This is a genomic window from Micromonospora sp. WMMD1155, from assembly GCF_029581275.1.
Taxonomy (GTDB): Bacteria; Actinomycetota; Actinomycetes; order Mycobacteriales; family Micromonosporaceae; genus Micromonospora.
In genome coordinates, this window is record NZ_CP120742.1 from 3,397,666 (window position 1) to 3,410,005 (window position 12,340).

Genomic DNA, 12,340 nt, shown 5'->3' on the forward strand with positions numbered 1-12,340 from the left:
CCCCGGATGGGATGGCCGGTACGCCGTACCTCGCCCGCCGCCCGGTTTGTCGCTCGGTGGGCAGTGACGCGGTCCATCCCCCTGCCCGCCCGCGCCGGAGGCGTCGTGTTGTGTGCGACCGTTGTCTAATACAGGATCAGCAGGGCACTCGGAAGGAGCCCGACATCACCAGCGAACTCCCGCGCCTCGCGGCGGTGACCCGGCCGACCCGGGGACCCGGTCTGACCGGTTCCCCCGTCGTGCCGTACCCGCACGGCGGTCTGGCGCGGCACGCCAACCTGCCACCCGGTGAGCGGTTGCGGGTGCTGCTGGTGGAGGACGACGAGGGCGACGCCTTCCTGGTCGGTGAGCTGCTCGCCGAGACCAACTCGATGATCGACCTGCTGGTCGCCACCAGTCTGAGCGAGGCGCGGCAGCGGATCACCGACGTCGACTGTGTCCTGCTCGACCTGGGCCTGCCCGACGCGCAGGGGCTGGACGGGCTGCGTCAGGTGCTGGAGATGTCCAGCGGGGCCGCGGTGTGCGTGCTGACCGGTCGCTCGGACGAGCACCTCGGCGTCGTGGCGGTCGCCGAGGGCGCACAGGACTACCTGGTCAAGGGTCAGGTCGACGGGGTGTTGCTGACCCGGGCACTGCGCTACGCCGTGGAGCGTAAGCGCGCCGACGTGAACGCCCGCCGGCTGCGCGAGGTCGAGTTGCGCCAGGCCGAGTCGGCCCGCCTCGAACGCGGCCTGCTGCCGCAGCCGCTGATGACGACCGACCAGGTGGCGGTGCACACCTTCTACCGGCCCGGCCGGCACGCCGCGCTGATCGGCGGGGACTTCTTCGACGTGGTGCAGACCCGCCCGGACCGCCTCGACCTGATCGTCGGCGACGTCTGCGGGCACGGGGTCGACGAGGCCGCGCTCGGCGTCGAGCTTCGGGTGGCCTGGCGGGCGCTGGTGCTCGCCGGGGTGCCGGACGACGAGGTGCTGCCCGCGCTGGAGCAGGTGCTGATGAGCGAGCGCCGGCTACAGGAGATCTTCGCGACGGTGGCCACCACCCGACTGGACCTGGACGCCAACCGCGCCACCGTCCGGCTCGCCGGGCACCCGCCGCCGCTGCTGCTGTCGGGCGGTCGGGTCGCTCCGGTGCCCGCGCCCGGTGGCCTGCTGCTGGGCGTACGACCCCGCCGGCCGATCGCCTACGACCTGGAGTTCGACACCGATGACTGGTCCCTGCTGATGTACACCGACGGCCTCATCGAGGGGCGGGTGGGCGAGGGCAACGAACGCCTCGACGTGCCGGGTCTGAGCGGGTTGCTCGACGAGCCGGCCAACCGCGAGGTGTCGCTGACCGAGCTGCCGGCCTGGCTGGTCGGTCGAGCCGAGCGGCTCAACGGTGGCCCGCTCGCCGACGACGTGGCGATGCTGCTGGTCAGCCGGGGCGGTGGCCGGTGAAGCCGGTGGTCGGCGGCTGGAGTCTGCGCCGCCGGGTCGTCACCCTGCTCGCCGTCGTGGGTGTGCTGCTGATCGGCCTGGCCGCCGCGGAGGCGGCGGTGGCGGCGCGCAACCGCACCCAGATCGACGCCGTCCTGAACCAGACCGGTCCGCTGCGGGTGCAGTCGCAGGAACTACTCAACGCGTTGCTCGACCAGGAGACCGGGATCCGCGGGTACGCGGTCAGCGGTGATCCGGCCGACCTGAGCCCCTATCGGGAGGGGCTGGCCCGGGAGGCGGACATCGTCTCCTCGATGCGGGTGCTGCTCAACGACTATCCGCAGATCGGGCGGGAGTTGCGGACCGTCGAGGAGCGCAGCTCGCAGTGGCGGCAGTCGGTGGCGGAGCCGGTGATCAGCACCACCGAGCAGAGCGGTACGAGCGCCGGGCAGGCGTTGATCACCGAGGGCGCCCGGCAGCAGTTCGACGAGGTGCGCGCCGCGGTGAACGACCTCCAGGAGGAGATCCTGGCCGCCCGGGAGCAGACCGCCACCGCCGTACGGACCAGCAGCAACGTGCTCGTCGTCCTGCTCATCGTCGCCGCCCTGGTGGTGGTCGTGGCCGGCGCGGTGCTGCTGATCTCGCTGGACCGGATGGTGGTCCGGCCGCTGACCGGCCTGGCCGACCAGGTGCGCGAGGTCGCCGAGGGCGACTACCAGCACCGCATCGCCACCGTCGGCCCCCCGGAGTTCGTCCGGCTCGGTGACGACGTGGACGCGATGCGTCAGAAGATCGCCGCGGACCTGGCCGAGGTGCGGGGTGCCCGCGAGCGCATCGAGTGGGTCAACAGCCAGCTGCAGAAGCAGGCCGAGGAGCTGACCCGGTCCAACCGTGACCTGGAGCAGTTCGCGTACGTGGCCTCGCACGACCTGCAGGAGCCGCTGCGCAAGGTCGCCAGCTTCTGCCAACTGCTGCAACGCCGCTACGCCGGGCAGTTGGACGAGCGGGCCGACCAGTACATCGCGTTCGCGGTGGACGGTGCCCAGCGCATGCAGCGCCTGATCAACGACCTGCTCGCGTTCTCCCGGATCGGGCGGCTCACCACCGGCTTCGTCGAGGTCGACCTGAACAAGGTGATGGGCGACGTGGCCGGTCAGACCGAGGCCGCCCGGCAGTACGCCGACGCCGAGCTGACCTGGACCGACCTGCCGGTGATCTCGGGTGAGGAACCGCTGCTCACCAACCTGCTGGCCAACCTGGTCAGCAACTCGATCAAGTTCCGCCGCGCCGACGTGCCGTGCAAGGTGCACGTCTCGGCCCGCCTGGTGGGCGCGGAGTGGGAGATCAGCTGCGAGGACAACGGCATCGGGATCGAGCCGGAGTTCGCCGACAAGATCTTCGTGATCTTCCAGCGCCTGCACTCGAAGGACGCGTACCCGGGCACCGGCATCGGGTTGGCCATCGTCAAGAAGATCGTCGAGTACCACGGCGGCCGGGTCTGGGTGGACACCGACGTACCCGAGGGCACCGCGATCCGCTTCACGCTGCCGGCCCTTCCGGCGGACGTGGAGGCGGCTGCCGCCGTCGAGTCGCCGGAGCAGTCGACGGCGTCGACGGCGGACGACACGACGCCCTCGGACGACGCTTCGGCAGCGCCGGCCGAGCAGTCCGACGGGTCGGACCGGCCGGACCGGGCCGACGAGCCGCCGGGAAGCGGTAGAACGGGTGACATGAGGGAGACGGTGGGATGACCGCGCCGGCGGATGGCAAGAGCCCGATCGAGGTCCTGCTCGTCGAGGACGACCCGGGTGACGTGTTGATGACCCAGGAGGCGTTCGAGGAGCACAAGCTGCGCAACCGCCTGACCGTCGTCTCCGACGGCGCCGAGGCGCTCGCCTACCTGCGCCGGGAGGGCCAGTACGCGGACGCGGTCGCGCCCGACCTGATCCTGCTCGACCTCAACCTGCCCCGCCGCGACGGCCGGGAGGTGCTGGAAGAGATCAAGAAGGACGAGCAGCTGCGTCGGATCCCGGTGGTGGTGCTCACCACCTCGCAGGCCGACGAGGACATCCTGCGCAGCTACCAACTGCACGCCAACGCCTACGTGACCAAGCCGGTGGACTTCGAGCGATTCATCTCGGTGGTCCGTCAGATCGACGAGTTCTTCGTCAGCGTGGTCAAGCTGCCGCCGCGTGGCTGACACCCTGCTCGACGACGTCGGCGACCTCCTCCGGGAGGCCGCCGACCAGGTCGTGCTGCCCCTGTTCCGCAAGCTCGACGACGAGGACGTGTCGGAGAAGGCGCCCGGTGAGGTGGTGACCGTCGCCGACCGCCGGGCCGAGGAGTTGCTCTCGGCCGGTCTGCGTCGGCTGCGGCCGGGCTCGCTGGTGGTCGGCGAGGAGGGCGTCGCCGACGACCCGGGGCTGCTGCGGCACCTGCGCGACGGCGGGGACGTCTGGTTGGTCGACCCCGTCGACGGCACCGCCAACTTCGCCGCGGGCCGTCGGCCGTTCGCCCTGATGGTGTCGCTGCTGACCGACGGGCGACCGGCCGCCGGCTGGATCCTCGACCCGCTCGCCGACACCCTCGCCGTCGGCACGGCCGACGACGGCACCCTGCTCAACGGCCGACCGGTCGACGGCAGCGCCTCGACCCCGCCGCTCGGCGAGCTGCGCGGGGCGGCGATGACCCGGTTCCTGCCCCTGGAGACCCGGGACCGGGTGCGCGCCGGCGGCCGGCGCCTCGGCGAGCTGCTGCCCGGCCAACACTGCGCCGGCCGGGAGTACCTGGACATCCTCACCGGAGAGCAGCAGTTCGTCCTCTTCTGGCGGACCCTGCCATGGGATCATGCGCCGGGCACCCTGCTGGTCCGCGCGGCCGGTGGCGTCGCCCGCCGGTTCGACGGTGTCGACTACCACCCGGCCGACGACGGCCGCGGTCTCCTCGTCGCCGCCAACGAGCAGGTCTGGGCCGAGGTCCGCGAAGCCCTGCTCGACAGCTGATCCGCGCCCTGCGCGACGGTGCCGAGACGCTCTGTCGACATCTGGGCGGCCCGGAGGTCGGGGGGCTGGTCAGCAGGTCATCGTCCGGTATCGTGACCGGCGGTCTCCGCCAGCAGGCCGCCGACCGGGGCCGGCGGGGACGCCGCCGCAGTTGGTTCACCGGCGGTCGACGGAAGGACGCTTTCGTGCCCAGGACCAGGCTTCGCCCGCGGCTCGGTCGCCGCACCCTGTTCGCTCTGCTCGCCACCGTCGCGCTGGTGCTCGGCGGTTCCGCCGTGCCCGCGTACGCGGAGCCCGGCGAGGGTGGCAGCAAGAAGCTCCAGGACGCGTTGGAGCTGACCGCCAAGGGGCACATCGAGGCGAAGGCCAAACTGGACAACTCCAAGCGTCGCCAGACGGCGCTGGCCGGGGAGCTGACCGCGGTCGAGGGTCGGCTGGTCGGGCTGACCGCCCAGGTGGGCGAGGTGGCCGCGCAGTCGTACCGGCTCGGTCGGCTCACCCCGGCGACGATGTTGCTCAACACCACCACGCCGCAGGCGTTCCTGGAACGCGTGAGCGACCTCGACCTGATGGCCCAGCGCGACAGCAAGCGGCTGCGTGACCTCGTCGAGGCCAAGGAGCAGGCGCAGCAGGCCAAGCTCGCCATCGACGCCGAGGTCCGCGAGCAGCAGAAGCAGCTCGCCGTGATGGCGAAGAAGAAGAAGGAGGCCGAGGCGGCCCTCGCCGAGGTCAGCTCGGGTGGCAGCAACGGCTTCAGCGGCGGCAGCTCCACCTCGGCGAAACCGGCGCCGCGCAACTCCGACGGGTCCTGGCCGTCGGAGTCGTGCTCGGTGAAGGACCCGACCACCTCCGGATGCATCACCCCGCGCACGCTGCACGCGCTGAAGGAGACCCAGGCCGCCGGCTACAAGCGGCACGTCTCCTGCAAGCGCAGCGGTGGCGGCGGCGAGCACCCCAAGGGTCGGGCCTGCGACTTCTCGGCCGCCACCAACGGTTTCGAGGACAAGAACGCGACCGGCGGCGACAAGGCGTACGGGGACAGCCTGGCCGCCTGGCACGTGCGCAACGCCGAACGACTCGGGGTGCTCTACGTGATCTGGTACCGGCAGATCTGGCATCCCGGCACCGGTTGGCGCGCCTACAGCGGCAGCGGCAGTCCCGCCGCATCCCACACGAACCATGTTCATCTCTCGATGTACTGACCCGAAGCGCCAGCTTCGCTGCGTACCATCGCGACGATGAGCTCCCCACCGTCCGACGTAACGGCCCCGCCGGCGTCCCCGACCTCGCCCGTTGCGGTCACCGGCCGGGCGTTGCCCAACGGCCTGGCCGCCTTCCTGGTCTTCTTCTCCAGCGGTGCCGTGCTGGTGCTGGAGACCGTCGCGCTGCGCCTGGTCGGCCCGTACGTCGGGGTGACCCTCCAGGTGACCAGCTCGGTGATCGGCATCGCGCTGGCCGCCATCGCGTACGGGGCGTGGTCCGGCGGTTGGCTCGCCGACCGACGTAACCCGCGTGGCCTGCTGGCACCGGCGCTGGTGCTGGCCGGCATCGCCACCGCGATCACCCTGCCGGTGGTCCGTTACGCCGGTGAGGTGCTGCGCGGCGGCGCGGCCAGCGGCATCCTGCTGTTGGTGGCGTTGGCGGTGTTCGTCCCGGCCGCGCTGCTGGCCGCCGTCACCCCGCTGGTCGTGAAGCTCCAACTCGCCGACCTGCGTCGTACCGGCCAGGTGGTCGGTCGACTCTCCGGGATCGGCACCCTGGGCGGCATCACCGCCACCCTGCTCACCGGCTTCGTGCTGGTCGCCGCGCTGCGCAGCACCGTCATCCTGCTGACCCTCGCCCTCGCGCTCGGGCTGGTCGGTATCGGTCTCGGCTGGTACCTGCGCCGGCAGGAGCCCACCGAACTGCCCGGCCCGGCCCGGACCCGGGCCGCGTTGGCGGTTCTCGGCCTGGTCGGGGCGGGGCTGACCACCGTGGCACCGAACCCGTGCGACATCGAGACCGCGTACCACTGCGCCCGCGTCGTGTCCGACCCGGACCGGCCCACCGGGCGGACGCTGCTGCTCAACTCGGCCCAGCACTCGTACGTGGACCTCGCCGACCCGAAGCACCTGGAGTACGCGTACACGAAGTGGATCGGCGCGGTCGCCGACGTCGCCGCACCGGCCGGGAAGCGCCTGGACGCGCTGCACCTGGGCGGCGGCGGGTTCACCGTCCCGGGCTACCTGACCGCCACCCGGCCGGGCACCGACAACCTGGTGTTCGAGATCGACGGCGGCCTGGTCGAGTTGGGTGAGCAGGAGTTGGGCGTACGCACGGGGCCGGAGCTGCGGGCGGTCGTCGGTGACGCCCGGATGCTCGTCGCCGGCGAGCCGACGGACAGCCGTGACCTGGTCGTCGGGGACGCGTTCGGTCACCTGGTGGTGCCCTGGCACCTGGCCACCCGGGAGATGGCGGCCGAGGTCCGGCGGGTGACCCGCCCCGGCGGCGTGTACGTGCAGAACGTCATCGACTACCCGCCGCTGCGGTTCATCCGTGCCGAGTTGGCCACGGTGGCCGCCGAGTTCCGGCACGTCGCGTTGATCGCGCCGCCGGAGGCGCTCGCGGAGCAGCGGGGTTCCAACTTCCTCATCGTCGGCTCGGACGTGCCGCTGCCGCTGGACGCCGTCCGCGCCCGGCTGAACGAGGTGGACCCCAAGGTCAGCCTGCTCTCCGGTGCGGAGCTGACGGAGTTCGTCGGCTCGGCGCTGGTGTTGACCGACGACTACGCCCCGGTGGACCAACTGCTGGCGACCGCCTGATCGGGTGACTTTCCCGACCGATTCCGATCCTTGAGGTGTAGGAGCGCCCGACCTGGGCAACAACGGCCACCATGGGCGGTGGGGACCGGAACAACGCGCAACTCCTCGATGAGCGGTACCGGCTCGTCGAGCAACTGGGCGCGGGTGGCATGTCGGTGGTCTGGCGGGGCTACGACGAGGTGTTGGGCCGCCAGGTCGCGGTGAAGGTGCTGGCCTCCCGGCTGGCCAGCGACCGGGCGTTCCGGCATCGCATCCGGGTGGAGGCGCAGGCCGCCGCCCGGCTCTGCCACCCCAACATCACCAACGTGTACGACTACGGCGAGTCCGAGCAGGTCGGCCTGACCGTGCCGTACGTGGTGATGGAGTTGGTCGACGGCACCTCGCTGGCCAGCCGGCTGGGCCGGGAGGGACGCCTGCCGTGGCGGGAGGCGGTGACGATCGGCGCCGAGGTCAGCTCGGCGCTGGCCACCGCACACGCGCGTGGTGTGGTGCACCGCGATGTCACCCCGGGCAACGTGATGCTCACCTCGACCGGTGTGAAGGTCGTCGACTTCGGCATCTCGGCGCTGGTGGGGGAGAGTGAGAAGGGGCCGGACGGCGCACTGCTCGGCACCCCCGCGTACCTCGCTCCGGAGCGGCTGGACAACGGCCAGGTCTCCCCGGCCACCGACGTGTACGCCGTCGGGCTGCTGCTCTACCGGATGCTCGTCGGCCGGTTGCCCTGGCAGGCCACCACGACCACGCAGATGCTGCGGGCGCACATGTACAACGACCCGGACCCGATGCCGCCGGCGCCCGGCCTGCCCGACGAGGTCGCCGATCTGGTGCGGCGCTGCCTGGCCAAGCGGCCCGGTGACCGCCCGGTGACCGCCGAGCTGGCCCGGACCCTCGCCGAGGCGGCCGGGATGCTCGCCGCGGTCGCGGTCTCCCCGGCCGGCGGGCCACTGGACCCGGCCGCGCTGGCCAATGCGGGCACCACGATCCTGCCCTGGTCCGCGGCGACCGACGCGTTGCCGCTGTCGCGTACCCGTAACCGGAGCCGGCGGACGGACCGGCGTCGCCGGCGGGTGGAGGCCGGGGTGGCCGCCGTCGGCCTGATCGCGGTCACCGGTGCGATGTGGGGATTCACCTCGCGCAGCCCGGCCAGCGGCGAAGACCGGCCGACCACCGAGGCCCGGATGGGTCTGCCGCAGGCACCGACCTGCGACGTGACGTACGCGCTGCGGGCCGATACCGGCAAGGACTTCGCCGCCGAGCTGACCCTGACCAACAGCGGCAAGCAGGAGCTGCGGGACTGGACGATGAACTTCACCTTCCCCGGTCAGCAGACCGTGACGAAGGCGGAGCCGACGTCGGTGCAGCAGCAGGGCAGCAAGGTGCTGATCCGACCCGCTGCACAGCGCACCACCCTCGCGCCCGGCGCGGCCGAGAAGCTCACCCTGTCCGGGACGTACAGCGGGGCGAACCCGCTGCCGGTGGAGTTCCGGCTCGGCGACGTGACCTGCGGCGTACGCGTCTCCGGGGTGGCCGGCAGCGTGCCGTCCACCGCACCGGCGAGCACGGCCGCCACCACGAAGAAGGCCCCGCCGAAGAAGGCGACGACACCCAGCGGCTCCGGCGGCGGAGCCGCCCAGAAGGCGAAGCCGCCGAAGGTGGCGAAGGCACCGGCGAAGCCCGCCGAGGGCAAGGGGCCGGGTGGTCCGGGAAAAGGGTGAAGGGCCCCGAGAAGCACGGCGGGCCGAAGAGGTGACTGTCAGCGTCGCCCCGCGAACCGCTGCACCTGGTCGATCCCGCCCTCCACGATCAGCACCCCACCCTCGGTGAGGGCCGTGTCGTCCGAGGCGTACCGGAAACGCTCACCGGGCACCTTCGCGCCGATCACGCGTACCCCGGAACGCTCCTCCGGGCGCAGGTCGAGCAGGGTGCGCCCGACGAACGACTCCGGAACCCGGACGGTGGCGATCGCGAAGTCGTCGTCGAACTCGACGAAGTCCAGCAACCGGCTGACGATCAGGTGCGCCACCCGGTCGCCGGTCTCCGCCTCCGGAAAGATCACGTGGTGTGCGCCCACCGACGACAGGATCTTGGCGTGTTTCTGCGAGGTGGCCCGCGCCCAGATCTGCGGCACACCCAACTCGACCAACGCCAGCACGGTGAGGACGCTCGCCTCCACCGACGCCCCGATGGCCACCACCGCCCGGCCGAAGCTGGCGACGCCGAGCTGACGGAGCGCCCCGTCCTCGGTCGAGTCGGCCTGAACCACCCGGTCGAGCTGGTCGGAGAAGCGTTGTACCTGCTCCGGGTTGCGGTCGACGGCCAGCACCTCGCGGTCCATCCGGCTGAGCGACGCGGCCAGGTGGCAGCCGAAACGGCCCAACCCGATCACCACGATGCCGCCGCCGTCCGATCGTCTCGCGGACACCTCGACCCTCCTCGCCTCTAGCCGACAATTGGTTGTTCCTGGGGGTAGCGGTAGAGCCTGCGTCGGGTGTTCAGGGCGATCGCCGACCCCAGGGTGAGCGGCCCGACCCGGCCGATGAACATCAGCACGGTGAGCACCAGTTGCCCGCTGGTCGGCAGCTCGCCGGCCAGACCGACGGTGAGCCCGGTGGTGCTGAACGCGGAGGTGACCTCGAACAGGGCCGCGACGAACCGCACGCCCTCGGTGAGCAGCAGCAGGAGCATGGTCCCGGCCGTGACCAGCGCGACGCTGAGCAGGGCCACCGTGACGGCCTGCCGCTGGCTGGCGGTCGCCACCCGGCGTTGCCCGACCGTGACGTCCGGCTCGCCGCGCAACTCCGCCCAGATGGTGAACCCGAGCAGGAAGAACGTGGACACCTTGATGCCCCCGGCCGTGCTGGCGCTGCCGCCGCCGATGAACATCAGCACGATCAGCAGCGGATAGGTCTCCTCCTGGAGTTCGGCGATGTTCAGCACGCTGAACCCGCCGGTGCGGCTCAACGCGATCTGGGTGAACGACGCGAGCGTCTTGCCTGCGGCGTCGTACGAGCCGATGGTGTTGGCGTTGGTCCACTCGGCGGCGAGCAGTCCGGCGAAGCCCAGCAGCAGCAGGACGAGGCTGCCCCAGATGGTCAACTTCGTGGCCACCACCCACCCCGCCGGCCTCCGCCACTCGCGGACGGCCTCGAACAGGGCGGGAAACCCGAGCCCGCCGACGATTCCACCGAACGCCAGCGGCAGCGACACCCACGGATCGCGGGAGAAGGCCAGCAGACCGTCGCTGTAGAGCGCGAATCCACAGTTGTTGAACGCCTGGACGGTGTGGAACACCCCCGACCAGAGGGCCCGGCCCGGCCGGTAGTCGTACGCCCACCAGAGCCGGCCGGCGACCAGCGCGGTCATCACCGCCTCGCAGGCGAAGACGGTCACCGCGATCCGACGCAGCAGGCGGGCCACGTCGGCGATCCCGAACTCCGCCGTCTCGGCCTGCACCAGCAGGCGGTTGCGCAGGCCCAGTTGGCGCGAGACCGCCAGGATGACCAGCGCCGCCGCGGTGAGGATGCCGAGACCGCCGAGCTGGGTGAGCAGGGTGATCACCACCAGCCCCGCACCTGACCAGTAGTTGGGGGTGTCGTTGATCGCCATTCCGGTCACCGACACCGCGGAGGTGGCGGTGAACAACGCGGTGACCAGGGGTGGGCGTTGGTGATCGACCGTTGCCCAGCGCGCCATCAACAGCCCGGTGCCCAGCAGGATCGGCACCAGGAACCCCAGCGGCACCAGCCGCACGGGGTTGCGGAAGAACCAGCGCACCAGACAATCTTCCTTTTCCGGGCGAACGCCGGAGCGGGAACGCCCATTCCGGAGATTCACCTCCCGGCCAGTCGCCGACAAACTCCCGGCCAATCACGGGCGGTCTGCTGACGGGCAACCCCCGATGACAGGAGACGGCGTTGCGACGTACCCTCTCGACCCTCGGCGTGGCCGGCGTGCTGCTCGCCGCCGCCGTGGCCGTGCCCACGATGGCTGCCGCCGAGCCCTCGACCGAAGCGGACCGCACCCGGGCGACCGACCGTCCGATCGTGATCGGTCACCGAGGCGCCAGCGGCTACCGGCCGGAGCACACCCTGGAGGCGTACCGGCTGGCGATCCGGATGGGCGCCGACTACATCGAGCCGGACCTGGTGTCGACAGCCGACGGCATCCTGGTCGCCCGGCACGAGAACGAGATCTCCGGCACCACCGACGTGTCGACCCACCCGGAATTCGCGGCCCGCAAGGCGACCAAGACCATCGACGGTGTCGCCGTGACCGGCTGGTTCACCGAGGACTTCACCCTGGCCGAGCTGAAGACGCTGCGAGCCAAGGAACGACTGCCGCAGGTACGGGTGGCGAACACCGCCTTCGACGGCCGCTTCGAGGTGCCGACCCTCCAGGAGGTCATCGACCTGGCCCGGACCGAGGGGCGGGCACGGGGCCGCACCATCGGCATCTACCCGGAGACCAAGCACCCGACCTACTTCACGTCGATCGGCAAGCCGTTGGAGGAGCCGCTGCTGAAGGTGCTGCGGCAGAACAAGCTGGACCGAAAGAACTCGCCGGTGTTCATCCAGTCGTTCGAGACGGCGAACCTGCGTCGACTGAGCCGGCTCACCGACGTGAAGCTGGTGCAGCTACTCGACGCCACCGGCCGCCCGTACGACTTCACCGTCGCCGGTGACACCCGTGGCTACCAGGACCTCGTCACGCCGGCCGGGTTGAAGTGGATCGCCGGGTACGCCGACGGCATCGGCGCGAACAAGAACCTACTGGTGCCCCGGGACGCGGCCGGCAACCTGCTCGCCCCCACCAACGTGGTACGCGACGCGCACCGCGAGCGGCTGCTCGTGCACTCCTGGACGTTCCGCGCGGAGAACCAGTTCCTCCCCGTGGACTTCCGGATCGGCACCGATCCCAACGCTCGCGGCGACATCACCGCCGAGTACGAACTCTTCCTCGGCCTGGGCCTGGACGGCGTCTTCAGCGACCACCCGGACACCGCCGTCGCCGCCCGCGCCGGCCTCGTCTCCTGACCCCGGCCCGGAGCTGATCCGCTCCGAGCCGACCGCTGGGCCGATCACGCCCGGCCCACCCGCCGGCCCGTCGTCCGCCACCCGGA

10 protein-coding genes are annotated in these 12,340 nt (G+C 71.5%); 8 read left to right on the forward strand and 2 right to left on the reverse strand.

Translation table 11 applies throughout. The features are described 5' to 3' along the window. The first annotated feature begins 239 nt into the window (after positions 1 to 239). The 7 genes from O7617_RS15550 (at position 240) to O7617_RS15580 (ending at position 8,936) form a co-directional block, all read left to right on the forward strand. Positions 240 to 1,439, forward strand: coding sequence for a fused response regulator/phosphatase (locus tag O7617_RS15550; protein ID WP_282264388.1), 1,200 nt, complete (start codon positions 240 to 242; stop codon positions 1,437 to 1,439). Then, the gene (locus O7617_RS15555; protein ID WP_282264389.1) at positions 1,436 to 3,169 is read left to right on the forward strand and encodes a sensor histidine kinase; all 1,734 of its coding nucleotides are present in this window, start codon (positions 1,436 to 1,438) and stop codon (positions 3,167 to 3,169) included. The genes O7617_RS15550 and O7617_RS15555 overlap by 4 nt, the downstream gene beginning before the upstream one ends. Next, positions 3,166 to 3,618 (forward strand): response regulator, encoded by a 453-nt coding sequence (locus O7617_RS15560; protein WP_282264390.1) that lies wholly within the window; start codon positions 3,166 to 3,168, stop codon positions 3,616 to 3,618. Before O7617_RS15555 ends, O7617_RS15560 begins: the two co-directional genes overlap by 4 nt. Further along, complete coding sequence (locus tag O7617_RS15565; RefSeq protein WP_282264391.1) at positions 3,611 to 4,420, forward strand: inositol monophosphatase; 810 nt, start codon at positions 3,611 to 3,613, stop codon at positions 4,418 to 4,420. Before O7617_RS15560 ends, O7617_RS15565 begins: the two co-directional genes overlap by 8 nt. A 227-nt stretch (positions 4,421 to 4,647) precedes the next feature. Next, positions 4,648 to 5,622: a hypothetical protein gene (locus O7617_RS15570; protein WP_282264750.1), complete on the forward strand. Its 975-nt coding sequence runs from the start codon at positions 4,648 to 4,650 to the stop codon at positions 5,620 to 5,622. Positions 5,623 to 5,658: 36 nt separating this feature from the next. Then, the gene (locus tag O7617_RS15575) at positions 5,659 to 7,221 is read left to right on the forward strand and encodes a fused MFS/spermidine synthase (RefSeq protein WP_282264392.1); all 1,563 of its coding nucleotides are present in this window, start codon (positions 5,659 to 5,661) and stop codon (positions 7,219 to 7,221) included. Positions 7,222 to 7,292: 71 nt separating this feature from the next. Beyond that, on the forward strand, positions 7,293 to 8,936 hold the full coding sequence (locus tag O7617_RS15580; protein ID WP_282264393.1) for a serine/threonine-protein kinase: 1,644 nt from the start codon (positions 7,293 to 7,295) through the stop codon (positions 8,934 to 8,936). Positions 8,937 to 8,974: 38 nt separating this feature from the next. On the opposite strand, the gene O7617_RS15585 is transcribed toward O7617_RS15580, so the two are convergent. After that, positions 8,975 to 9,643 (reverse strand): TrkA family potassium uptake protein, encoded by a 669-nt coding sequence (locus O7617_RS15585; protein WP_282264394.1) that lies wholly within the window; start codon positions 9,641 to 9,643, stop codon positions 8,975 to 8,977. Between the two features lie 17 nt (positions 9,644 to 9,660). Then, positions 9,661 to 10,995 (reverse strand): potassium transporter TrkG, encoded by a 1,335-nt coding sequence (locus O7617_RS15590; RefSeq protein WP_282264396.1) that lies wholly within the window; start codon positions 10,993 to 10,995, stop codon positions 9,661 to 9,663. 140 nt (positions 10,996 to 11,135) lie between these two features. Between O7617_RS15590 and O7617_RS15595 the strand changes: the two genes are divergently transcribed. Next, complete coding sequence (locus O7617_RS15595) at positions 11,136 to 12,254, forward strand: glycerophosphodiester phosphodiesterase (RefSeq protein WP_282264397.1); 1,119 nt, start codon at positions 11,136 to 11,138, stop codon at positions 12,252 to 12,254. The last annotated feature ends 86 nt before the right edge of the window (positions 12,255 to 12,340 follow it).

Excerpts from the sequence above, each read along its gene's own strand:
- O7617_RS15580 (WP_282264393.1), top strand. The coding sequence starts at position 7,293 with ATGGGCGGTGGGGACCGGAACAACGCGCAACTCCTCGATGAGCGGTAC.
- O7617_RS15575 (WP_282264392.1), top strand. The coding sequence starts at position 5,659 with ATGAGCTCCCCACCGTCCGACGTAACGGCCCCGCCGGCGTCCCCGACC.
- O7617_RS15560 (WP_282264390.1), top strand. The coding sequence starts at position 3,166 with ATGACCGCGCCGGCGGATGGCAAGAGCCCGATCGAGGTCCTGCTCGTC.